This window comes from Pseudomonas sp. 15C (assembly GCF_055484735.1).
In genome coordinates, this window is sequence record NZ_JBUDGD010000037.1 from 12,388 (window position 1) to 36,299 (window position 23,912).

General features: G+C 58.7%; 16 protein-coding genes. 6 read left to right on the forward strand and 10 right to left on the reverse strand.

Annotation, left to right across the window (positions count from 1 at the left end):
• Window positions 1-22: 22 nt before the first annotated feature.
• From rarD to ACYYKW_RS18350, 4 genes are all read right to left on the reverse strand, one after another.
• Window positions 23-904, reverse strand: coding sequence for an EamA family transporter RarD (gene rarD, locus ACYYKW_RS18335; RefSeq protein ID WP_093101766.1), 882 nt, complete (start codon window positions 902-904; stop codon window positions 23-25).
• Window positions 905-1,074: 170 nt separating this feature from the next.
• On the reverse strand, window positions 1,075-3,186 hold the full coding sequence (locus ACYYKW_RS18340; protein ID WP_464990762.1) for an acyltransferase family protein: 2,112 nt from the start codon (window positions 3,184-3,186) through the stop codon (window positions 1,075-1,077).
• A 110-nt stretch (window positions 3,187-3,296) separates the two neighbouring features.
• Window positions 3,297-4,310: an aldo/keto reductase gene (locus tag ACYYKW_RS18345; RefSeq protein WP_464990763.1), complete on the reverse strand. Its 1,014-nt coding sequence runs from the start codon at window positions 4,308-4,310 to the stop codon at window positions 3,297-3,299.
• 339 nt (window positions 4,311-4,649) lie between these two features.
• Window positions 4,650-5,963 (reverse strand): MFS transporter, encoded by a 1,314-nt coding sequence (locus ACYYKW_RS18350; protein ID WP_464990764.1) that lies wholly within the window; start codon window positions 5,961-5,963, stop codon window positions 4,650-4,652.
• Window positions 5,964-6,134: 171 nt separating this feature from the next.
• On the opposite strand from ACYYKW_RS18350, the gene ACYYKW_RS18355 reads away from it, so the two are divergent.
• From ACYYKW_RS18355 to ACYYKW_RS18370, 4 genes are all read left to right on the forward strand, one after another.
• On the forward strand, window positions 6,135-7,256 hold the full coding sequence (locus tag ACYYKW_RS18355; protein WP_464990765.1) for a sugar diacid recognition domain-containing protein: 1,122 nt from the start codon (window positions 6,135-6,137) through the stop codon (window positions 7,254-7,256).
• 237 nt (window positions 7,257-7,493) lie between these two features.
• Entirely contained in the window at window positions 7,494-8,636 is a 1,143-nt protein-coding gene (locus ACYYKW_RS18360; protein WP_464990766.1) for a glycerate kinase, read from the forward strand.
• 196 nt (window positions 8,637-8,832) lie between these two features.
• Complete coding sequence (locus tag ACYYKW_RS18365) at window positions 8,833-10,458, forward strand: methyl-accepting chemotaxis protein (protein ID WP_464990767.1); 1,626 nt, start codon at window positions 8,833-8,835, stop codon at window positions 10,456-10,458.
• 41 nt (window positions 10,459-10,499) lie between these two features.
• Window positions 10,500-11,687: a pyridoxal phosphate-dependent aminotransferase gene (locus ACYYKW_RS18370; RefSeq protein WP_464990768.1), complete on the forward strand. Its 1,188-nt coding sequence runs from the start codon at window positions 10,500-10,502 to the stop codon at window positions 11,685-11,687.
• A gap of 143 nt (window positions 11,688-11,830) precedes the next feature.
• Here ACYYKW_RS18370 and ACYYKW_RS18375 read toward each other — a convergent pair whose 3' ends face one another.
• From ACYYKW_RS18375 to ACYYKW_RS18395, 5 genes are all read right to left on the reverse strand, one after another.
• Window positions 11,831-12,808: a 2-hydroxyacid dehydrogenase gene (locus tag ACYYKW_RS18375; protein ID WP_464990769.1), complete on the reverse strand. Its 978-nt coding sequence runs from the start codon at window positions 12,806-12,808 to the stop codon at window positions 11,831-11,833.
• Window positions 12,809-12,820: 12 nt separating this feature from the next.
• Window positions 12,821-14,119, reverse strand: coding sequence for an MFS transporter (locus ACYYKW_RS18380; RefSeq protein ID WP_093101757.1), 1,299 nt, complete (start codon window positions 14,117-14,119; stop codon window positions 12,821-12,823).
• Window positions 14,120-14,177: 58 nt separating this feature from the next.
• A complete protein-coding gene (locus ACYYKW_RS18385; RefSeq protein ID WP_464990770.1) occupies window positions 14,178-15,203 on the reverse strand; it encodes a sugar kinase in 1,026 nt (341 codons plus the stop codon).
• A complete protein-coding gene (locus ACYYKW_RS18390) occupies window positions 15,196-15,978 on the reverse strand; it encodes a sugar phosphate isomerase/epimerase family protein (RefSeq protein WP_464990771.1) in 783 nt (260 codons plus the stop codon). The genes ACYYKW_RS18385 and ACYYKW_RS18390 overlap by 8 nt, the downstream gene beginning before the upstream one ends.
• 151 nt (window positions 15,979-16,129) lie before the next feature.
• Complete coding sequence (locus ACYYKW_RS18395; RefSeq protein ID WP_464990772.1) at window positions 16,130-17,158, reverse strand: LacI family DNA-binding transcriptional regulator; 1,029 nt, start codon at window positions 17,156-17,158, stop codon at window positions 16,130-16,132.
• 230 nt (window positions 17,159-17,388) lie between these two features.
• On the opposite strand from ACYYKW_RS18395, the gene ACYYKW_RS18400 reads away from it, so the two are divergent.
• Window positions 17,389-20,217 carry a hypothetical protein gene (locus ACYYKW_RS18400; RefSeq protein WP_464990773.1) on the forward strand — a complete coding sequence of 943 codons (2,829 nt, stop codon included), beginning with the start codon at window positions 17,389-17,391 and terminating at the stop codon, window positions 20,215-20,217.
• A 302-nt stretch (window positions 20,218-20,519) separates the two neighbouring features.
• On the forward strand, window positions 20,520-23,120 hold the full coding sequence (locus ACYYKW_RS18405; RefSeq protein ID WP_464990783.1) for an autotransporter outer membrane beta-barrel domain-containing protein: 2,601 nt from the start codon (window positions 20,520-20,522) through the stop codon (window positions 23,118-23,120).
• A 65-nt stretch (window positions 23,121-23,185) separates the two neighbouring features.
• Here ACYYKW_RS18405 and ACYYKW_RS18410 read toward each other — a convergent pair whose 3' ends face one another.
• The gene (locus ACYYKW_RS18410; RefSeq protein WP_464990774.1) at window positions 23,186-23,827 is read right to left on the reverse strand and encodes a DUF1345 domain-containing protein; all 642 of its coding nucleotides are present in this window, start codon (window positions 23,825-23,827) and stop codon (window positions 23,186-23,188) included.
• Window positions 23,828-23,912 lie beyond the last annotated feature (85 nt).

Here is a 23,912-nt window from a genome sequence, read left to right on the forward strand (position 1 = left end):
CCCACATTTTTTTGTGTTTGGCTTATGGGCGGCTTTGTCGCATCAGGTGCTTGAAGCCTTCGAAAACCAGCACCACCACCGCCATCCAGATCGGGATATAGGTCAGCCACTCCCCGGACTTGATGCTTTCACCGAGCAACAACGCCACGCCGAGCAGCAGCACCGGCTCAACATAACTCAACAAGCCGAACAGACTGAACGGCAGCAAGCGGCTGGCGATGATGTACACCACTAACGCTGAGGCACTGATCAGGCCGAGCAGCGGAATCAGCCAGAGCAACCCGGGATATTGGTCAAACACGCCCAAGCCTTGCTCGCCGCCCTGCACGAACCACCAGGCGACCGGGAGCATCAAGGTCATGTCGACCCACAAACCACCGAGGTTGTCGGTCTGAAGGTATTTGCGCAGTACGAAGTACAACGGATAGCCGACCACGACCACCAGGGTTGCCCAGGAAAAACCGCCCACCTGATACAGCTCGTTCAGCACGCCGAGGCTGGCAAAAAACACCGCGATCTTTTGCAGATACGACAGGCTCTCGCCGTAGGCAATCCGCCCGGTCAGCACCATCGCCAGTGGCAGCAGGAAATAACCCAGCGAGACATCGAGGCTGTAGTCGTTCAGCGGCGCCCACATGAACAGCCACAGCTGCACGCCGAGCAACGCGGCGGAGATGATCAAGCCGCCGATCAATTTCGGCCTCGCCGCCATCAAGCGCACCAGCTCGACAACCCGCCGCCATTCCCCGGAAACCAGCATGAACACGGTCATGCACGGCACGGTCAGCAGCATCCGCCAGCCAAAGATCTCCACACCGCTCAACGGTGTGAGCAACGAAGTGTAGTAATACATGACGGCAAACAGCACGGATGCCGAAACCGATAGAGCGATACCTTTAGCCAAGCTGTCCTCGCAGGTTGAGGGTTGAACGGGGCGCGAAGGATACGTGGTTTTTGTGCTGAATATTGATCGGTTGCTCAATATTCTTCACAGGCATCAACCGGATCGCCGCGCCATCAGCATAGCCGCCCTATGCCCTGTCGGAGCGCGCCTGTTCGCGAAGCTCTTCAAGGTTATTGACCACTCTTCAAAGGATTGCCAAAGCGCTTGAGGTACATTTCACCAAACCGGTAAGAGGCGTAATCGGTCATGTGACCGAGGTCGCGATAAACCGGCAAGCCATCGACCGTGGTCGCGCAAGCGCCATCCTTGCATTGCAGGCTTTTCGGATCGATGACGATCAGGCTCGGGTATTCGCCCTGCAGTTCGCTGAGCAACCGGGCCAATGTCGGATCTTCGTCATTTGACCAAGGCACCGATGCGCATTGAATGCTCTGTTCGGCACTGCCGAGCAAGCCGCGCAACTTCACCTGTTTCAATAAACACTCGTTGATCCCCGTCGGCATCGGCAGGGTATTCATCAGGAACACCGGTGTTGCGCCGGACTTGACGATGATGTCCAGGGCTTGGCGGAGCGCGACGCCGAGGCGTTGTTGCGACAGTTCGACACTGCGCGGATCCTCCAGGCGGGTGACGATGGCATCGGTGAGATAGGCCTCCCAGAACTGCCCGATAATCACGTAGCGGAAATGATGGCTGGCGATCATTTCGTAGTAGCGTTGCGCAGCGTTGTGGCATTTCTGATACAGCGCGTTTTTCGCTTTGTACCAGTTGTAGAGGTAGATGTTCGGCAGCGCCAGGCAGGCCGGATATCCCTGCGCGAGGACGGCGAGGTTCGCGTCCTTGGCCAGCGTTTCAACGAAACCCCAATAATGATTCGAGTAGGAATCCCCCATCAACAGAACCTGAGGCCTGGCCTGTGCGGCGCCCATGATGCAGCCAGGATCGGTGCCGTCGCTCACGCCCAGACACGCTTCCCGGTTGGCCGGCACCGACGCTTTCAAACCGTTGAACAAATTGTTCGAGCCCTGATTGAAGCGGTTCGGCCAGCCCTCGCTCCGGTCACCCGCCGAATGCAACAGCGACAAGGCAATCGCCGGCACGATCATCAGCCCGATCAGGGTTTTTCCGAAGCCAGCGCGCGCCTTGCGGAAACGGTTTTCGATCAGCACGAATGACAGATAGCCGATGACGAAGGTCGCGCCGAAGTACACCAGCTGCACCAGCGGGGTGAGGGCGATGCCCAGGTAGCTCGTCACGGCGAGAATCGGCCAGTGCCACACGTACAGTGAATAGGAGAGCGTGCCGATAAACACCAGCGGCCGGAACGCCAGTAACTTCGAGGTCACGCTGGCATCTCCGATGCCGCGAAACAGCAGCACGGCCGTGGCCAGGCACACGGCGATGGCGTGGTAGCCGGGAAAACCCGACAAGATATCTTCGCGCGTCGCGCAGTAGAACAGCGTCGCCAACGCCAGCGCACAGATCAGCGAAGCGTTCAGGCGCTTGAGCCGGAACGTCTCGCTGCTGAAAATGACTGCGCAGGAACCGATCATCAATTCAAAGATACGTGCGGTGAAGAAGTAATAGTTGCGGTCGGGATAGGCGTACGACAGGTACAACGCCAGTGCCATTGCCGCGAGGGTCAGACCCAGCACCGTGGCTTTGAAAACTCTTTTCGCTACGTAACGGTTGAGCAGCCAGAGGCCCAGTGGCAAGGCCAGATACCATTGCCATTCGATGGCCAAAGACCAGGTGTGCAGCAGCGGCAGACTTGCAGCATCCGGCGTCGCGTAGCCGCTGGTCACTTTGGAAAAGTACTGATTCGAAATCAGCAGCGATGTGTATTTTTCGCTTTTGAGAAAGTCGACGTAGTCGCTGGGCAGATACAGCAGCGTGGTGATCAGCAATGTTGCGATCAGCAGGGCGATGATTGCCGGTTGCAGGCGCCAGATGCGTCGCGTGTAAAAGCCCGTGAAGCTGAACGTACCCTTGGCCAGCGAGGTCATGATGATCGAGGTGGTCAGGTACCCGGAGATCACGAAGAAAATGTCGACGCCGATGTATCCCGACGGAAACAACGCCAGGCCGCCGTGGAAGATCAACACCAGCAGCACGGCGATGGCGCGCAGGCCGTCGATATCGGCGCGGTACTCAATCGAGGGGTTGCGCCCGATGGCCGTTGCCGTCTCTTCGGCGTGAAGCTGTGAATGCGGATGGTGTTGGTCGCCGGGGTTTTTCAGCAGAGCAGGCTTCGCGGGGGCCTCGACGGAGCGATCGAACATGCAGTTATCCCTGGCAATTTTGCGCCGATCAATCCAGTTTCCGTTTGATCGCGCTGAATTCAATGAAAAACAGCCGATTGTATCGGCTGTTCTACATTAGGGAAGACCTGTTATGCCTGATGTGGTTTGCGCCCAGAGACGAAATGGCTGACATCGTTGAAACCCGGTGTCGAAGCATGCCCCGGTGTGACCAGTGAATCGATGAACGCCTCATCCTCGGCGCTGATTTTCACCGCCTGCGCCTGGGTATAGGCATCCCACTGCGCCTCGGTCCGCGGCCCGACAATGGCCGAGGTCACGGCGCTGTTGTTCAGCACCCAGGCAATCGCAAACTCGACCATACCGACGCCGCGCTGCTCGGTGTACTGCTGAATCTGCTGGGCAATGCGCAACGACTCGACGCGCCACTCGGTTTCCAGAATGCGCTTGTCCTGGCGCCCGGCGCGGCTGTTGGCGTCCGGTTGCACATCCGGCGCGTACTTGCCGCTGAGCACGCCACGAGCCAGCGGACTGTAAGGCACCACGCCGAGGCCATAGGTTTGCGCAGCGGTGATCTGCTCGGTCTCGGCCTGACGGTTGACGATGTTGTACAGCGGCTGGCTGATCACCGGGCGGTCAACGCCGAGCTTGTCTGCAACACGAATCACCTCGGCGATCCGCCAACCGCGATAGTTCGACAGCCCCCAATAGCGGATCTTGCCTTGGCGAATCAGATCGCCAATCGCCGAAACGCTCACTTCAAGCGGCGTGTTGTGGTCTTCGCGGTGCAGGTAATAGATGTCGACGTAGTCAGTGCCGAGCCGAGTGAGGCTGGCTTCGAGACCGTTGAAGATGTGTTTGCGGCTCAAACCGCTGCGGTTCGGCACGCCGTCCACCGGGCCGAAGCCGACCTTGGTGGCCAGCACCCATTCGTGCCGATGCCGGGCGATCGCCTCACCGACGATCTCTTCGGAACGGCCGTTGGTGTAGACGTCGGCGGTATCGATGAAGTTGATCCCCTGATCCCAGGCCTTGTCGATGATGCGCAGCGAATCTTCGGCGCTGGTCTGTTCGCCGAACATCATTGTGCCGAGCGTCAAGGTGGAGACCTGCAGCCCGGAGTGGCCGAGTGTGCGGTAGCTCATGGCGAAATCCTTTTTGGCGGTGGGGAGGGGTTCAATCAAATACCAGATGCGCAAGTCGTCGCAAAGTGAATTTATAAGATCAAGAGCCCCTCATCGGAACGCCGCCCGCCTAGCCCTCTCCCAGAGGGAGAGGGGACTGACCGAGGTGACTTGGAGAAATACGCCAACGCGCAATACTGAGTCGAACGCACATTTTGAAAAGCACAGAGATCGGCTCCCTCTCCCTCGGGAGAGGGCTGGGGTGAGGGGCCGCCGATCTCAAATTTCAACCAACTCTCGAGTCGAACCGAAATATAAAAACGGCCCAAAACAGGGCCGTCCATGAAAGCCGTTGAAAGCCTAAGCCCGCAACGTCCGCGTCATCCGCAACGCCAGCAAACTCCCGCCGACAATCACCGCCGCGAGCAGATACAACGCCGCATCCGTCGAGCCTGTGCTGTCCTTGACCCAACCCACCAGATACGGGCTCAAAAACCCCGCCATCTGCCCCATCGAGTTGATCAGCGCCAGGCCACCTGCCGCGGCGCCGGCGCTCAACATCGCGGTCGGTACCGGCCAGAACATCGGCAACCCGGTCAGCGCACCCATGGTGGCGATGGTCAAACCGAGAATCGCAATCGCCGGATTCGCCGCGAAGTTCACTGCGATCAGCAAACCAATCGCGCCCATCAGCATCGGCACCACCAGATGCCAGCGGCGTTCCTTGCGCAGGTCGGCCGAGCGACCGACGAGCAGCATGAACACCGCCGCCAGCAGATAGGGAATCGCGCTCAGCCAACCAATCACCAGGTTATCGCTGAAACCGAGGTTCTTGATGATCGACGGCAGCCAGAAGTTGATCGCGTAAACCCCGCTCTGGATGCAGAAGTAGATCAGGCCGAACGCCCAGATCGCCGGGTTCTTGAACACGGCCAGCAGCGAGTCGGAGGTGGATTTCGGTTTGTTCGCCAGGTCTTCGGCCTGATCTGCCTCAAGCACCGCGCGCTCGTGCGGGGTCAGCCATTTGGCGTTGGCGAAGCTGTCGCTGAGCAGGAACCAGGCGAGGGCGCCGAGGATGACCGTCGGAATGCCTTGCAGCAGGAACATCCACTGCCAGCCGGCGAGACCGCCCTGGCCGGCGGCGAAGTGATTGAGGATCCAGCCGGAGAATGGGCTGCCGAGCAGACCCGACACCGGAATCGCCGACATGAACAGCGCCATGATCCGGCCGCGGCGGAACGTCGGGAACCATTGCGAGAGGTACAGCACCACACCGGGAAAGAACCCGGCTTCGGCCGCGCCGGTGAACAGTCGCAGCGTGTAGAACTCGGTCGGGGTGGTGACGAACAGCAGGCAGGTCGACAGCGTGCCCCAGGTGATCATCATCAGCGCAATCCAGCGCCGTGGTCCGAACTTCGTCAGTGCGAGGTTGCTCGGCACGCCGCACAGCACGTAGCCGATGAAGAAGATTCCGGCACCGAGGCCGTATACGGTTTCGCTGAACTTCAGCGCGTCGAGCATCTGCAGTTTGGCGAAGCCAACGTTGACCCGGTCGAGGTAGTTGAACAGGTAGCAGATGAAAATGAAGGGGATCAAACGCAGGGTGATGCGTTTGTAGACGGCGTTTTTACCGTCGGTGTCGATGGTCTGGGTAGCTGCGGCGCTCTGCGACATAGCGGCTCTCTCTTTATTATGATTTTTTGCGATGCAAAGGGTAACGTTGATCGCCCCGAGAGTCTCGGCCACCTCTGGCCGGATTGTCTTTGTGCCTGAGCACAGGGTTTGCCGGCAGACCCTGTGCGGGTGAACAATTGCACGCGCCGAAAATCAAGGATTGCCGCTGTCATGTTCGAACTTGACCACGACCTCGCCCAGGACATCGTCGACCGGGCGATGGCCATTTTGCCTTACAACGTCAATGTCATGGACAGCCAGGGGCTGATCCTCGGCAGCGGCGAACCGGAGCGCATCAACACCCGCCACGAAGGCGCGCAACTGGTGCTGGCCAATGGTCGCGTGGTGGAAATCGATACGCAGACAGCGGTGCATCTCAAAGGCGTGCAACCGGGCATCAACCTGCCGCTGCTGCTTGATCAGCGTTTGATCGGCGTACTGGGCATCACCGGCGACCCCGAACAACTGCGCACCTATGCCGAACTGGTGCGCATGACCGCAGAAATGCTGGTTGGCCAGCGCAACCAGCAGGCTGAGCAGCAATGGCGGCGCCAGCGCTGTGATGACCTGCTGGCGCTGTTGCTGAGCGAAGCGGGTGATTCGCCGCGGCTGGTCGACGAGGCGCAGCAACTGGGGCTCAAGCCGCAACTGACGCGGGTGCCTCATCTGTTCGAACTGGGTGCTGAGCACGGTCCGGGGCAAACGGTCGAGGCGCTGAGTGCCTGGCTGATGTCGCGTTACCCGGACAGCTGGTGCGTGAGTTCGGCGCAGTCATCGCTGCTGTGGTGTCGCCCGGCGAGTCAGCACATCGAGCACGAGCGCTTGCTGGAAAAACTCGATGGCCTCGGCTGGCAGATCCTGCGCCTTGCCGTGGGCGGGCAGGCCGACGGGCTGGCCGGGCTGCGCCGCTGCTATCGGCGGGTCGGCGATCTGCTCGCCTACGGGCGCGAAGTCTTGCCGCATTCGCGGGTGCTGACCCTCAACCGCTATCGCTTGCCGGTGATGCTCTGGCGCCATCGCAACGATGATGCGCTGGACGAACTGCTCAAACCGCTGCGCAAGGTGATCGCCAAGGACAGCAACGGTCAATTGCTGGCGACGCTGCGCAGCTGGTGCGAACACGACGGCCAGAGTCAGGCCTGTGCCGAGGCCTTGGGCATTCATCGCAACAGCCTGCGTTACCGGATGGAGCGGATTGCCGAGTTGAGCGGGGTCGATCCGCTCAGGCTGGACGGGATGCTGGCGTTGTATCTGGGGGTGCAGTTATTGCCGCAGACGGATCCATCGGCATGAGTCGTTCTTGAGGCCGCCATCGCTGGCAAGCCAGCTCCCACAGGTTATAAGGCGTTCATGACTTCCACATCCACCACAGCACCCTGTGGGAGCTGGCTTGCCAGCGATGAGGCCGGTACAACCAACACCTATCTTTGTGAAAATGAACAATAAACGCCGACGCCACTTGTGCAACCGACCGGCGTCAACCTTCGCGGCCACTGGCAGCATGACGGACATTGCCACCGGAGAATTCTCATGAAAGTCGTCATCGCCCCCGATTCATTCAAGGACAGCCTCAGTGCTCAGGGCGTCGCCGAAGCCATCGCCCTTGGCCTGGCGCAGGTGTGGCCACAAGCGACGCTGGTCAAATGCCCGATGGCCGATGGTGGCGAAGGCACGGTGGAATCGATTCTCGCTGCCTGTGCAGGCGAGTTGCGCCGCAGTCGCGTGCGTGGCCCGCTCGGTGCGCCGGTCGAAGCCGCGTGGGGCTGGTTGCCTCACACCCAGACTGCAATCATCGAAATGGCCGAGGCCAGCGGTTTGCAATTGGTGCCGCCAGGGCAGCGCGATGCGTGCATCAGCAGTACCTTCGGCACCGGCGAACTGATTCGCGCGGCGCTGGATGCCGGCGCACAACGGGTGATTCTGGCGATTGGCGGCAGCGCTACCAACGATGGCGGCGCCGGTGCGATGCAGGCGTTGGGGCTGAAACTGCTTGACGCGCAGGATCAGCCGCTGGTCCCCGGCGGACTGGCACTGGCGCAACTGGCGCGGCTGGACCTGAGCGCACTCGACCCGCGTCTGGCGCAGGTGCGTTTCGATATTGCTGCGGATGTGAACAACCCGCTGTGCGGCCCGCATGGCGCGTCCGCAATTTTCGGCCCACAGAAAGGCGCCTCGCCGGCGCAGGTGCAGCAACTTGATCACGCCTTGGGGCACTTTGCCGAACTGTGCGCGCAGGCGCTGGGCAAAGACGTTAGCGATGAACCCGGCAGCGGTGCGGCGGGCGGTCTGGGCTTCGCCGCCAAGGCCTTTCTCGGTGCGCAGTTCCATGCCGGCGTTGAGGTGGTGGCCGAGCTGGTGGGTCTTGCCGATGCGGTCAAAGGCGCCGACCTGGTGATCACCGGCGAAGGGCGCTTCGACGCGCAGACCTTGCGTGGCAAGACGCCGTTCGGCGTTGCACGGATCGCCAAACAACACGGTGTGCCGGTGGTGGTGATTGCCGGCACCTTGGGTGAGGGTTATCAGGAACTGTATGACCATGGCATCGACGCGGCATTCACCGTGACCAGCGGACCGATGAGCCTGGAACAGGCCTGCGCCGAAGCGCCACGGTTGTTGCGTGAACGCGCCACGGACATTGCTCGCGTGTGGCAGATGGCCCGGCGCAGCTTGTGAAATGCTCGACCGATGTTTCATCCTTGAAACACCGATAAAAATAATTGCAACGCACCCGCAATCTTCCTAAAGCCTGGCCGATACAAAGGTCAGGCGCACACAAAACTTCCAAAACAGTGGCGCCAGACTGCAGCCCACCCCCACGGCTCAGTGATATGGCATGGACGCTCGTAGCTTCTATCTTGAGAGTGCAGCCATGTCCTTGCGTAACCTGAATATCGCGCCCCGTGCCTTCCTCGGTTTTGCCTTCATTGCTTTATTGGTCGTCGTGCTTGGCGTGTTTGCCGTCAATCGCATGTCGGTCATTCGCCAGGCGTCGATCGATATGAATTCGACGCAACTGCCTAGCGTGACCCATCTCAGCGTGATAACCGAGAACGTCCTGCGGATGCGCATCCTCTCGTTTCGCGTGTTGGTCAATCGCGAGCCTGCCGCGTTGCAGGAAGCCCAGACGCGTATCGCCGTGCTGGTTGAAAAGGCGCGCAAGGCACAAGCCGCTTATGCCGAACTGCATGCAGGCCCGGAAGAACGTGCGCTGTACCAGACGTTTTCGACCACGCTGGACAACTACGTGCAGGCGCAGAACCAGATGCTCGAGTTGTCGCGCCAGGACAAAATGGAGGAGTTGCGAGCGCTGATCAACACACGAATCAAGGAAGGCACCGACCAGATGGGCGAGCAATTGAACAAACTGATCGCAATCAATGCCGCCGATGCCAAGACCGCATCGACTCGTGCCGGCGACTATTACGACAGCGCCATCACCGGGATCATCATTGTCGCGGTGATTGCTGCGCTGGCCACAGTTTTGCTCGCCTGGTTGCTGACCCGCAGCATTGTCACGCCGTTGAACCGAGCAGTACTGGCGGCGCAGACCATCGCCAGCGGCAACCTGAGCAAAGCCATCGAAGTCGACGGCAAGGACGAGCCGGCGCGCCTGCTCGAAGCGCTCGCGGCGATGCAGGTCAATCTGCGTCAAACCATCGAACAGATCGCCGGTTCCGCCACGCAACTGGGCGCGGCCGCCGAAGAACTCAGTGCCGTGACCGAAGAAGCCTCGCGCGGTTTGCAGCAGCAGAACAACGAGATTGAACAAGCCGCTACCGCAGTCAACGAGATGACCGCCGCTGTCGAAGAAGTCGCGCGCAACGCCGTGTCGACCTCTGAAGCGTCGAACCAGTCGACCCACGCCGCCCGTGAAGGTCGCGATCAGGTGGTGAAAACCGTCGACGCGATCCAGACCATGACCCACGATGTGCAGAACACCGCGCAGATGATCGAAGGCCTCGCCACCCAGGGTCGCGATATCGGCAAAGTGCTCGATGTGATTCGCGCCATCGCCGAACAGACCAACCTGCTGGCGCTCAACGCCGCGATCGAAGCCGCACGTGCCGGTGAAGCCGGACGAGGCTTTGCCGTCGTCGCGGACGAAGTCCGAGCGCTGGCCCATCGCACCGCGCAATCGACCCAGGAAATCGAAAAAATGGTCGCCGGCATTCAGAACGGCACCGGCGAGGCGGTTTCGTCGATGCAGCAAAGCAACCAGCGCACCCAGATCACCCTGGAAATGGCCCGTGCCGCCGGCGTCGCGCTGGAGCAGATCACCCAGTCGATCCACCAGATCAACGAGCGCAACCTGGTGATCGCCAGCGCCTCGGAAGAGCAGGCGCAAGTCTCCCGCGAAGTCGACCGCAATCTGGTCAACATCCGCGATCTGGCCACGCAGTCGGCGGCCGGCGCCAACCAGACCAGCGCCGCGACTCATGAATTGTCGCGTCTGGCAGTGGATTTGAACGCCATGGTGGCGCGTTTCGTGATTTGAGATACGGTGAAGGCTGGAAACCGCGCAATCAGGAGACGTACATGCGCTATTCAGCCTTGACCCAACGCATTGCCGGAGAGGGCGCCGCCGCCTGGCAGATCCACGACCGAGCGTTGGCATTGCGCGCCGAGGGCGTTGATATTCTGCTGTTGAGCGTCGGCGATCCGGATTTCGATACGCCGCTGCCGATTGTCCATGGCGCGATCGACAGTCTGCTGGCTGGCGATACGCATTATGCAGATATTCGTGGCCGGCTCGAGCTGCGCAGGCTGATTGCCGAGCGCCATTGCCAGCGCAGTGGTCAGCGCGTTGATCCTGACCAGGTGATTGTCTTGCCCGGCGCGCAATGCGCGGTGTATTCGGTGGCGCAATGTCTGCTTGATCCCGGCGATGAAGTGATCGTCGCCGAACCGATGTATGTGACTTATGAAGGCGTGTTCGGCGCGTGCGGCGCGACGGTCATTCCAGTGCCGGTGCGCCCGGAAAACGGCTTCCGCGTCGACTCGGCCGATATCGCGGCGCGTATTACTTCAAAGACTCGCGCCATGTTGCTCAACAGCCCGAACAACCCCAGCGGTGCAAGCTTGCCGCTGTTGATCTGGCAGGAACTGGCGGCGCTGTGCCTGCGCCATGACCTGTGGCTGATCAGCGACGAGGTCTACAGCGAACTGCTTTACGAAGGCCGGCACATCAGCCCGGCGAGCCTGCCGGGCATGGCCGAGCGCACGGCAACGATCAACAGCCTGTCGAAATCCCATGCCATGACCGGATGGCGCATTGGCTGGATGATCGGGCCGACACCGCTGGCCGAGCATCTGGTCAACCTGTCGCTGAGCATGCTCTTCGGTCTGCCGGATTTCGTGCAGAAAGCCGCGCAGGTTGCGCTGCAAAGCGATCTCCCGGAGGTGACGCAGATGCGCGAGGAATATCGCCTGCGCCGCGATCTGGTTTGCGAGCGTTTGCGCGGCTGCCCGGGCCTGCATCCGATCAGGCCGGATGGCGGCATGTTCGTGATGGTCGATGTGCGCCAGACCGGTCTCGGTGCCCAGGCGTTTGCCGAGCGATTGCTGAACGGTTATGGCGTCTCGGTACTGGCCGGTGAAGCGTTCGGCCCGAGTGCGGCGGGGCATATCCGCATTGGCCTGGTGGTAGACCGGGTGAAACTGGCCGACGCCTGCGCGCGGATTGCCTTGTGTGCGGCGCAGCTTTTACAGGCGCGCAGTGCCTGATGTTTCTGCATTGCCTGCCCCGGCCCAATCGCTAGCAGGCTAGCTCCCACAGTGATTCGAGGCGGACATCAGCTTTGTGTTCGCCCCAAAACCCTGTGGGAGCTAGCCTGCTAGCGATGAGGCCAGGGCGGGCAATGTCGATCTCAGCCCTGCCACGCCGATGGGTTCACCAGATTCGCCGGTTTCTTGCCAGCCAACGCAGCCAGCAGATTCTCCACCGCACACCGCGCCATCGCCTCGCGCGTTTCATGCGTCGCCGAACCCATGTGCGGCGTCGCCACCACATTGTTGAGCTGCAACAACGGCGAGTCATGATCGAGCGGTTCACGCTCGAACACGTCCAGCCCCGCCGCACGAATGCGCTGATGACGCAGCGCGTCGATCATTGCCGCCTCGTCGACCACCTTGCCGCGCGAAATGTTGATGAAAATGCTCTCCGGACGCATCAAGGCAAACTGCTCGGCGCCGATCAACTTCTCAGTCTGCGCCGTCAGCGGCAAGGTCAGGCAAATGAAATCGGCCTGTGTGAGCAAGTCCTCGAGGCTGCAATATTGCGCATCGAAGCGCTCCTCTACCGCCGGTTTGCGCGACTGGCTGTGATAGATCACCGGCATGCCGAAGCCAAAATGGCCACGCTGGGCCAGTGCCTCGCCGATGCGGCCCATGCCGATGATGCCGAGTGTCTTGCCATGCACGTCAGTGCCGAAATGTGCCGGGCCGATGTTGCGGCTCCACTGGCCGCTGCGCACCATGTTGGCGAGTTCGACCACACGCCGGGCCGCCGCCAGAATCAAGGCGAAACCGGTGTCGGCGGTGGTTTCGGTGAGCACGTCCGGGGTGTTGGTCAGCAGGATCCGGCGACGACTGAGGTAATCGATGTCGTAGTTGTCGACACCCACCGAAACACTGGCAATGGCTTGCAGTTGCGGCGCCAGATCAAGCAACGCGGCGTCGAGTTTCAGACTCGCGCCGAGCAAGCCGTGGGCGCGGGGCAGGGCGTCACGTAGTTGCATCAGGCCGTCGGCGTCGAGGCTTTCGATCAGCGTGACTTCGAACTGCTCTTGCAGACGCGCCATGAGCGCGGGCGACAGCTTCTTGTACAGCACGACGTGTTTTTTCATGACAAAGTCCTTTCAGGAATGCGCCGGCACGCGTGGCGTGGCAACGGCTTTGGCGACGACGCGGTCACTGGCGCCGGGCTTGAGAAAAATCGTCAGCACCACCGACAGCAGCAACGCACCGCTCATCAACAGATAGGACGCGCCCGGCGAGCCGGTGGAGCTGTTCAGGTAACCGACCAGATACGAGCCGCCGAACGAACCGAGCGCGCCCATGCTGTTGATCAGCGCCATGGCGCCACCAGCGACGTTGGCCGGGAGTATCTCCGGGACGATCGCGAAGAATGGCCCGTAGGGCGCGTACATGCAGGCGCCGGCGATCACCAGCAATGTGTACGACCACCAGAAATGTTCCGCGCCGAGCGCGTAGGAACCGTAGAACGCGATGGAGGCGATCAGCAGTGGCGGCCAGACGAAGCGTTTGCGCTTCTGCAATTTGTCCGAACCCCACGACACCGCGAGCATGCCGATCACCGCCGCCAGATACGGTAGCGCCGACAGCCAGCCAGCCTCGATCATGTCCATCTGAGCCCCTGCCTTGAGGATCGACGGCAGCCACAACACGAAGCCGTAAACCCCGATGCTCCAGCAGAAAAACTGCAACGCGAGAATGATCACCTTCGGCGAACGAAACGCTTCGGCGTAGTTCTTCACGGCTTTGATGCCGACCTGTTCTGCCGCCAGTGCGCTTTCCAGATCGTGCTTTTCCTGATCGCTGAGCCACTTGGCCTGGGCCGGACGATCATCGGCCAGACGCCACCAGATGAATGCCCACAACACCGCCGGCAAGCCTTCAATGATGAACATCCAGCGCCAGCTGAAGTGCTGCACCAGATAACCCGAAACCACGGACATCCAGAGCATCGTCACCGGGTTGCCGAGGATCAGAAAGGTGTTGGCCCGAGATCGTTCGGCACGGGTGAACCAATGACACAGGTAGACCAGCATCGCCGGCATCACGGCCGCTTCGACCACGCCGAGCATGAAGCGGATGACGATCAGCCAATACGCGTTGGAGACCACGCCGGTCAGCGTCGCGAGGCCGCCCCAAAGGATCAGGCTGACGAAAATCAGCTTCTTCACACTGTGCTTTTGCGCATAGACCGCACCGGGCACCTGGAAGAAGAAGTACCCGAGGAAAAACAAAGCACCGAGCAAGGAGGACAGGCCCGGCGTAATCATCAGGTCTTCGGCCATGCCGGAGGCAGCGGCGAAGCCATAATTGGCGCGATCGAGATACGCCAGGCTGTAGGTGATGAACACGATCGGCATGATGTACCACCAGCGGCGGGTGGCGAGGGTAGCGTTTTTCATGGTCTTGCTCCTGAGCTTGTTGTTTTTGTCGCAGCAGGTTCAAACAATGGGCAGCCTGTCAGGGCCTCATCGCCAGCAGACTGGCTCCCACAGGGTTATTGGTCGACACAATCCCCATGTGGGAGCCAGCCTGCTGGCGATTGGCGGCCTCAAATTCAACCGATAATTCCAGGCGGGTCGGTAACCCCTCCATATCCCCACGACTCTGCACCGCCCGACTGCCAATCCAGTTCGCGCGTTGCACCGCCTCGGGCACACTCTGATGTTCGAGCAGGGCGCTGATCAGCCCCACCGCAAAGCCGTCACCAGCACCCACGGTATCGACCACCTGAGCCACAGGCACGCCAGCGACAAAACCCTGGTCCAGCTGTGTGCGGTAGTAAGCGCCTTGCGGGCCGAGCTTGATCGCCACCGCTTCGGCACCCTGATCGAGATAGAACGCAGCAATATCCGCCGGGGTTTCAAAACCGGTCAGCAAGCGGCCTTCGCTCAAACCCGGCAAAACCCAATGGGCGAGGGCGGCGAGGCGGTTGATCTCGCTGATCATCTCGCGCTCGCTGGCCCACAGGCTCGGGCGCAGATTGGGGTCGAACGAAACGCTGCGCCCGGTGTGGCGCATACGACTCATCAATTCAAAGGACAATTCGCGCGCGGTGGCCGAAAGGGCCGGCGGAATGCCGGTGGCGTGCAAATGGCGGGCGCTGAGCAAGTCCGCGGTGATCGACTGCGGCGACAAATGACTGGCCGCCGAACCGCGGCGGAAATACTCGACCTGCGGGTCGCTGCCATCGTCGTTGCGCGATTTGAACTGGAAGCCGGTCGGGTGCTTTGGGTCAACATCGACGTGGCTGCAATCAAGACCTTCCTTGATCAGGGTTTGGACCACGAAGCGTCCGAGCGAATCATCACCCACCCGGCTCAGCCAGGCGACATTGAAACCCAACCGCGAAAGCCCGATGGCCACATTGCTGTCGGCACCGGCGATGCGTTTGTGAAAATGCTCGACCGCTGCCAGATCACCGGTCTGCTCGGCGACCAGCATCGCCATGGTTTCGCCGAACGAAAGAATATCGATCTCAGACATGGGCAGGCTCCAGACGCGATTGGCCGAGGCGGGCGAGGGCGGCGACGTGCTCGGTGGTCAGTTGCAGCAGATCATCGCCCTGCAAAGGGTATTCGGCCGCGCGCATAACGCCTTGGGCCATGTGCCGCAACAGTTGTTCCCACAGATGCAGATCACTGACGGCGGGCGGCACCGCGACGAGTTTGCCGTCGGCGCGACGCGCTACGGCTTTGCAGTGCACATAGCCGACATGCCGGCCGAGCAGGCGCGCGGCGCTGGTGGCGGACTGGTCCTGCCACTGCCAGTTGCCGATATCGAAGGTCATTTTGATTGGCAAGTCGTGCTGTTCAACCGCAGCGAAAAAGCGCTGAAACGGTTCGATGCGCCCGCCGTACAAGGTCTGATCGTTCTCGACCAATAGCTGCACCGAGGTTTGTCGGAGACGTTCGGTCAGGGCTTGCAGGTCGTTGGTGTCGGTGAAGTAGCCGAGGGAGACTTTCAGCCACTTCGAACCGAACGCTTCAGCCTGTTGCAGTGCAGTGATCAACTCGGGATTTGGCTGTGCCTGCCCAGCAAGCCACAGCTCGGTCGGTGAGGAGTAAATGCTTTGCAGGCCCTGCGCCTGGGTGGCCGCAGCCAATCGCTGCGGGTCTTCGCGGGTCAGCAATTCTTCACGCCACTCGATGCGATTGGCGCCGGCCGCAGCCAGAACGTCGATGAAAGAGTCCTGACCGCGCTGGCGCACAAGCTCGGCGCCGTAGCTGGACAGACTGATGGAAACGGCAGGTTTGTTCATTGTTATTGACCTCTGAAACCGGTTTCATTTTTGTTCAAAAAAATATCAGTGAATTCTGTGTTGTTCTTGCGGATGCCTTCGCGAGCAGGCTCACTCCTACAGGTGACCGCATTCCAAATGTAGGAATGAGCCTGCTCGCGAAGGCGTCAGGTCAAACACCGCCAACCCCGCGAGTAGATCCACGCTCAACCAGCACCGGCGCAAAATCCACCACCCGCGCCAATTCATCTTCCCCACGCAAACGCGTAAGCAAACATTCGAACGCCCGCGCGCCAATCTCCTGCGTCGGCTGCGCCAGCGCAGTAATCCCGCTACCCACCAGCGGATACCAATCCAGATCATCCAGAGCGATCAGCCCGATATCCTCGAACAGCCGCGAGCCGATCGCCCGCAATGCAGTCGCAGTTGACAGCGCGGCCACACCGTTGGCGCAGAACAACGCTTTCGGCCCATCCCCAGGAGTGTTTAAAAAAGTTTGAAGTTGCGCTTGCAGATCATCACCGGTTTCCAGCACCGCCCCGGACAGGTCCGGACGCTGGGCAATCTGTGCATGAAAACTGCTGACCCGCTCGATCCGCGAGCTAGTGCCGTCATACGGTTCGGTGACCAACACCAGATCGCGATAACCGCGTTGTTCAAGATGTGCCAACGCCATTTCTACTGCCTGTGGATTGTTCAACCCGACCATATCGCTGTCGAGCCCGTCCACCTTGCGATCCACCAGCACCAACGGCATCTCGCGGCGCAATTCATGCAATTCGTCACGGTGGTGGCCGAGGGTGTTCACGATCAGCCCCTCGATGTTGTACGAGCGCAGCAGCGCCAGATGCTGGCGTTCCTGCTCGTCATCGCGATCGGTGTTGCACACCACCAGGCTGTAGCCATGCGCACGACAGGCGGTTTCCACCCCGTGCATCACGGCAATTGAATAGGGGTTGCGGATGTCGGCGACCAACATGCCGATCAGGCGAGTGCGCCCGCGCTTGAGACCACGGGCCATTTGGTTGGGGCGGTAGCCGAGTTCGGCGATGGCACGCTCAATGCGCAGGGCGATGGCCTCGGAGAGCAGGGCACGATCATCGCCGATAAAGCGTGACACGCTGGCTTTGGATACACCTGCGCGTTCGGCGACGTCGAGCATGGTTATGCGGCTGCGCTGCGCAGTGAAGAAATCGTTCACGGCTAAGTCTTCTTATGTATGAAACCGGTTTCAGGAGACACCAATTTCTTAACTTGCGTCAAGTGAAGACCCGTTAGGGCTTGAAAAGTACATCGTCGTTTCCGACAGACGGCAGCTAAACCTGTCAGATCTGACAGTAGGCGAATGATTCGGACAGGTGCCTAATTTGCTCAACGGATCAGCAATCAGTCTCACAGGCTGAACTTACATAGACGTGATGGAAAGAAATCATGAGTCCAGTCGGTATTTCCACAACTAGCCCCTCGATCGGTGTATTGGCCGCACCACTATCAGTCGAGGGTGTCGATGGTAATGACCCGGATGGATACGTTCCCAAAGATATCTTGTTGAATGGAACCCGTATCGTCATCCCTCGCCCGGACGACACGGGGCCCAACGACCAATTGATGGCGTTCTGGGTTCAAAACTTGATAGAGACAACCATTTTTGACCAGACCTATCCCTCGGGCATTGTTGATCCTTTTGTTTATGTAGCCTTGACGCCACAACAAATGTCGATTGATGGTGTTGCGCAGGTTTATTACAAGTTATGGAAAAGAGGCGGTGGCAATTCTGATGAGTCGCCACCGCGCACGCTAACCATTGATCACACACCTATTACAACTTTTCCGGAACCCGTGGCCATACATGCAACACTGTGGGGGTATTGGAATAATAATACGAAGCCTGCATTGACAACTGGTGGCACATTTCGAATTCGCTCTTTGAATAATATTGCGTTGCCCGGGGATGTCGCATGGATGACATGGAGGGGATATCGGACGCTCAATGGCGCTGGTCCGGAAGTGGCAGAAGTATATGGTCGGTGGGAAAAAACGCTTTCCGTGATAGACATAACAAATGGTTTCAACCATGTTGTGCCATTTCAAAAACACATCAGTCCACTATTTGACTCTGATTCCGGTGTCTTCGTCTGCCAATTGTTCAGAGGCGGCAAAATCATTGCCGAGTCTGAAAAAGGGTTAGTGAAAATTGATCAAGTTACGCCTGGTACACCTGGCCCTTTCGGCCTGAACTCGCAAGGAGAGACGATAATGGGAATTCAATTTGTAGATAAAATACAGCGACCGCTTTCTATCGGTGTTTCATCAGGCGTAGGGATTTTAGCGGATATCGCCATTGATACACTGGCGGATGGTTTTATCGCCAAAGCTGTACTGGATAGTCAGGTCTTGACCATCAATTTCACTCGTACGCCCGATGAATTGAATGGTGACAATCTTGATGTCCAATACCGTGAAAAAGGGGAACCGGACTGGACTGATTACCCAAACACAATTGAGCTTGGCCCGGTTGCCGGCCGGCCGAATGGCACCATCCCACTGCCGTTGAATGCCGGGCTGTTCGCTGAAAAAGCTACCTCTTCCGGTCCGACTGTCTGGGAACTCATGATCAAGCTTTACAAAGGTGGAGGCGGTAACTCGGAAGACTCCAATACGCTGGAATTCACGGTGGATCAGCTCGCACCGGTTAATACAAAAAACCCTCCCAGAAGAATAAAGCCGACGCCAGTTCCGGTCTTTGTCAATGGCACCCCGCTTCCGTTTCGCAATATCGACACGGCCTGGATTACTGCTAATCCGAATATGAATTTCACGGTGAATGTAGGTTATTTCGGACGTCGTATCGACGACAATTTAACCGTCTGGTTAACCTCAGGTACGCAAGTAGTAGAAGTCTTCAGCAATGCGATCCCTGCGGCCGGTACTTTTGATATTCCCAGCAACGAGTTACTTGTATTCCCGAATGGTCGCGTCAACATAAAATATCGCTGGGATGACTGGCTTGGTAATCTGGGCGAGGAGTCTACTCCTACCCCCGTTCTGACGTTGGTATTGCCGCAGGCGCCATTGGCCAATAAAGCACCGCTGGTGCCGGCAACCGACCCGAACTATATGGAATCGCTCTCGTGGGAAAACTTTGAAGGCGGTGTTAACGTTACGGCCATTGTAGAAAACCTGTTTATTGAACACGCAGAACCTGGCGATCAAATCTATGTGGTTATTACGGACCCCGCTGATGTCACCAATTTTTTCGAAACGCCAAAACAGCCATGGGCTAACGCTAACTTGAGTTTCGATCTTACCTTTGCAGCGCTTGATCAGATATTTAACGGTGACGATAAGCCGAAGGATGTCACAATCCACTATGAAATAGAGCGCGCCGGCCTCACCCAAAACGCTGTTTCACCTCCCGCGACCATTATTCTGGAGTTCGACATTGCGGGTGTAGTACCACCAAATCCTCCTGATCTGGAGAATCCGGATCTCCAACTTCCGATCGTACAGGGGGTTTCCAAAATTGATAACGTAGTGGAATCTGATGATCGCGACAAGCCGGGTACATTCAAGGTAGTGAACGCTCTTACGGATCCGGATATAGAGCCGGTGCATACCGTCAAGTGTTTTCTGGGAAGCTCTACCTTACCTTTTGCGGAATTTAGTCCGCTTGCCGCTGTATCACAATTTGAGATTCCCATCCCGGCAACTGAAATGGCCAAGTTGACACCGCCAAGCGATACAGCTCGTTACACTATTCAAAAGACCGGAGTCGACAAAAACGTTAACAAATCATTGCCGCAAACAGTCGAAGTCAAGCAGATTCCGGTGCTCCTGCCGGTACCTACGATCAGAATCCGTAATCCTGCAAATCGCGACTATATCGAGTGCTACGCGATGGTCAGTCCTACGAGTGGTTATATCCTGGGACTGAACATCAGAAAAGATCCGCTGCTGCCGGTAGGCACTGTTATCACCGCACACTTTGAAGCGCACTCGAATGCCACGGCTACTGCGCTGATTCCCAATACGAAGGCCTCGGCGCCTTATACCATTCAGGGGCCGACCGTGCCTGATGTCGCCAGAGTGGGCACGGCTGCACACTTCAAGGCAGCACAGCCCAAGCGAGGTGCGCTTGCATGGGGCAAGTACTGGTATGAAGCCCAGGGTGGCCTGCAAGCCTCAATTCCAGTCATCAAGCCTCTGGATACTATCAATAACAGCTTCCAATATTGCGATCTGACAGGAGCGCCAGCGTAGGGCTGCGATAAGTAAAGTAGTTCAGCGGGAGAGAGGTCTTTGCGTCTCTCTCCCGCGCGCGCGGCTTTTTCAGTGAAAGTCAACGGGAGGTTGAACATGCCTGCACTCTGTAAGGATAAATCGCGGTGCATTTAAGGATTATTCCTACATTAATTATTTTTCGTAGTCATTAGCCTGTCGGACGTTTTTTAGTTGGCGCTCGCGACACTACCGAAAAAACAGACGTCGTGATCGCAGAATGAGGAAGTATCCATATGTCCATATATTTAGGCTTCAGGCACCCGAACACTCTTAGACTGATGATGGCTGCGGCATTGATCGCTGCGCCCCAGGCTCACAGTCGCACTTTGCTGCCAGGCGAGAGTGAAGTAGTTACCAATCCACCGGCGCCAGAAGCATGGAGCGTGTCCCAAGGTGGAACGCTGACCATCGACAACGCGACGGCGCTGACCATCGGTTCACAAAGTGCCAATGTCGTCTTCAACGGTGGCCAGAGCCAGCGTATCAATGCAAACGCCTCTTCGTTGAAAATGTCCGGCGCTACGGTCAATAGCGCGACGGGACGGGGAGCTATCCAGCTACTCGACAGCAACGCGACGATCGACAAATCGATTATCACCAGCACCAACAGTTTTGGGCTTTTGCTGGGACGTAACCTCAGCACCCCTGCATCCTCCACTGCCACCATTACCGGCAACAGTGTCATCACCGGGGCGATCGGCGGGGTACAAGCGGTAGGTTTCGCCGTGCTGAACCTTACCGACTCTACTGTCGTCGGTACCGGCGCAAGCAGTTATGGTGTGCAGTTGGGTGGCGCGAAACTTTCAGCGACGGGCAGCACGATTACCGGCGCACAGGATGGCCTGCAAATCGTAACCGACACGGTCGGCGTCAATGCCAGCACCGTGACACTCAATGATACCCGCGTGACCGGTGGCACCGGGTCGGCCATTGTATTGGGCTCCTCCGGCAGCGCCGGGACTGTCGCCAGCATCAATATCAGCGGCAATTCCGTACTGATCGGTGGCGATGGCAATCTTTTGCGAGCAGCCAACCGTTCAACGGCCAACCTCACCGTTGATGCAAGCCAGCTGAAAGGCAATGTCGTGGCCGAGACGGGCAGTTCGATCTCCTGGCGGATGCAGAACGGCGCCGCGCTGGAGGGGGATCTGCAGAATGTGACGCAAGTCGGCCTGGACTCAGGCAGCACGCTTAATGGCAATGTTCTGTCCGTTGCAGGAACGGCGTCAAATGTCAGCCTGAACAATAACGCCCGTCTTACTGGCAACGTGGAAAACGTTGTCGGGTTATCGCTGAACAATGGCAGCCAGATGACCGGCAATGTACTGGCTGACGCCAATGGCCTTGTTGACCTGGACAACGGTTCGGCGCTCAACGGTAATGTCCAGAACGTCTCAAGCCTGGTGCTGAACCACGGCAGCAGTCTCACCGGCGATGTCAGCACAGCTGCCAACGGTGGCGTGCTGCTGGACAATGCTTCTGTGCTGACCGGTCAGGTCAACAATTCAGGCAGCCTGACTGTCAATAATGCTGCCCAGTGGGTAACGACTGGCGACAGCACCGTGCAACGTCTTGCGCTGGACAACGGCGTTGTTCGCATGGGCACGAACGAGCAGTTTCAGCAATTGAATATCGGCGACCTGTCTGGTCGCGGCACCTTTGTGATGGGCACGGATCTGGGCAACGGGTCCACCGATTTTCTGAATGTCACCGGTAATGCCAGCGGTCAACACCAACTGCAAATTGCTGCCACCGGCACTACGCCCGTTACTGCCGAAGCGGTGAAGATCGGCAATATTGCCGCCGGCGACGCCAGTTTCTCGCTGGGTGGTCGCGAAACGGTGGACGCTGGTGCTTTTGTCTATCGGTTGAAACAGGACGGCCAGGGCCTTTTCCTCAACCCGGACAAGGAAACCGTCAGTACGTCGAGCAACACCGCGCTCGCGCTGGCAGGGAGCGCGCGCAGCGTATCGAACGCGGAGATGAACATGCTCAATACGCAAATCGGTGATCGTGGGCTCAGTATCCGGCCTGATGCTGCAATGCGGGCAGCCAGTGACAGCGACACGACCAAGTTGAGTAACAGTGTCTGGGTACGCACTTATGGCAACCAATACAACGTCAAGAATGCCTATGGTGATGGCTACACACAAAATCAGACAGGAATTACCGGTGGTGCCGATACCACGGTAGTCGTCGGCGGACGCGATGTTCTGCTGGGCGGTTTCGTCGGTTCCAGCCGCACCGAGATGGACCTCAAGTACGGTTCCAAGGCAACGGTCGATAGCTTGAATGTCGGTGTTTACGGCAGCACATTCGATACCGAGAGCGGTGTGTTCGTCAACGGTATGCTCAAGCTCAACCAGTTCGACAACAAGGCAAAAGTCACCATGAGCGACGGCACACGGGCCAAAGGCGATTACAAGTCGCTAGGCGCGAGTGCTGCCGTTACCGTTGGCAAGCACATCCGCTTTGCCGACAACTGGTTTCTCGAACCGCAGGTCGGCGTATCTACCGGTGTCACTCAGAGTGACAGCTATAAGTTAGACAACGGCCTGAAAGTCAAAGCGGACACCATGCGATCCGTACAAGGAAACATTGGGGTCCGGGGCGGACGTTTGTTGGCACTGGAAGGTGGCGCCTTGCTGGAGCCCAGTGTTTCGCTGGGGGCAAACCATGAGTTCGTCAAAACCAATGAGGTTAAAATCAACGAAGACAGTTTCAACGATGACCGCGCCAGTAGCACGCTGGAATACCGTGCCGGGCTGAAATGGACACCTGCACAGCGAAATTGGCAGGTGGCGGGCGAAATCGGCGGTGGTACGGGCAATACTGTCTCCCAGGACTGGAGTGCGAGCCTGAGATTGAGTCATTTTTTCTAAATTGAACGAGATGGAAAAGCCCTGGCAATGCCGGGGCTTTTTATTGGAAAGCGACTTCAAAAGACTCAGCCGAACAATCCGGCGGCAATGTTGATCGAGAATCCCAGAATAGCCGTATTGAAGACAAACCCGATCAATGACTGTGCCAGCACGATCTTGCGAATATCCCTTGTCGCAACTCCCACATCCGACGTTTGCACGGCCACGCCGATCGTGAACGAAAAGTACAAAAAGTCCCAGTAATTGGGCGTTGTCAGCCCTTCGGCAAAACGCAAAGCCGGTTCCGTGCCGCACCAGGTGTAATACAACCTCGCGTAATGCACGCAGAAAATCACGCCGATGAGCAGCCATGAACCGACCACCGTGAGGGCGGTGAAGCCGTAGTGCAGGAGTTTGAGCCTCGTTTCCAGGTCCTTGTTGCCGGCCAGTTCGAGGGTGATGGTCGCCAGGCTTGCCAACGCAGCGATGCAAACCATGAATAAAACCAGTCCGGCATTCTCGTCTTCGATCTCAGCGATGCGTTTAACATCCGGTGCCTTGGCGCGCATGGTGAGCCACAGCATCAGGATCAGGTAACTCCAGACGCCGACGTTCCAGCCGATGAGAGTTTTGCTGACGACGGAGTCGGCGGGGGCCAGCAGGCCGGTGGCGAGGCCGAACAGCGCGGCGGCAGAGAGACGCGGGTGGGTGCGGGCGAGAAAGCGCATGAGAGCTCGATGGGCCGTGATGGTCTGGACACATTAGCCCAGCGATGACGGACATGACCACATCGTTGAATGTTTGCAAAATCCC

Excerpts from the sequence above, each read along its gene's own strand:
- ACYYKW_RS18400 (WP_464990773.1), top strand. The coding sequence starts at position 17,389 with ATGAGTCCAGTCGGTATTTCCACAACTAGCCCCTCGATCGGTGTATTG.
- ACYYKW_RS18410 (WP_464990774.1), bottom strand. The coding sequence starts at position 23,827 with ATGCGCTTTCTCGCCCGCACCCACCCGCGTCTCTCTGCCGCCGCGCTG.
- ACYYKW_RS18405 (WP_464990783.1), top strand. The coding sequence starts at position 20,520 with ATGGCTGCGGCATTGATCGCTGCGCCCCAGGCTCACAGTCGCACTTTG.
- ACYYKW_RS18340 (WP_464990762.1), bottom strand. The coding sequence starts at position 3,186 with ATGTTCGATCGCTCCGTCGAGGCCCCCGCGAAGCCTGCTCTGCTGAAA.
- ACYYKW_RS18385 (WP_464990770.1), bottom strand. The coding sequence starts at position 15,203 with ATGTCTGAGATCGATATTCTTTCGTTCGGCGAAACCATGGCGATGCTG.
- ACYYKW_RS18345 (WP_464990763.1), bottom strand. The coding sequence starts at position 4,310 with ATGAGCTACCGCACACTCGGCCACTCCGGGCTGCAGGTCTCCACCTTG.
- ACYYKW_RS18370 (WP_464990768.1), top strand. The coding sequence starts at position 10,500 with ATGCGCTATTCAGCCTTGACCCAACGCATTGCCGGAGAGGGCGCCGCC.
- ACYYKW_RS18390 (WP_464990771.1), bottom strand. The coding sequence starts at position 15,978 with ATGAACAAACCTGCCGTTTCCATCAGTCTGTCCAGCTACGGCGCCGAG.
- ACYYKW_RS18365 (WP_464990767.1), top strand. The coding sequence starts at position 8,833 with ATGTCCTTGCGTAACCTGAATATCGCGCCCCGTGCCTTCCTCGGTTTT.
- ACYYKW_RS18375 (WP_464990769.1), bottom strand. The coding sequence starts at position 12,808 with ATGAAAAAACACGTCGTGCTGTACAAGAAGCTGTCGCCCGCGCTCATG.
- ACYYKW_RS18380 (WP_093101757.1), bottom strand. The coding sequence starts at position 14,119 with ATGAAAAACGCTACCCTCGCCACCCGCCGCTGGTGGTACATCATGCCG.
- ACYYKW_RS18355 (WP_464990765.1), top strand. The coding sequence starts at position 6,135 with ATGTTCGAACTTGACCACGACCTCGCCCAGGACATCGTCGACCGGGCG.
- ACYYKW_RS18360 (WP_464990766.1), top strand. The coding sequence starts at position 7,494 with ATGAAAGTCGTCATCGCCCCCGATTCATTCAAGGACAGCCTCAGTGCT.
- ACYYKW_RS18350 (WP_464990764.1), bottom strand. The coding sequence starts at position 5,963 with ATGTCGCAGAGCGCCGCAGCTACCCAGACCATCGACACCGACGGTAAA.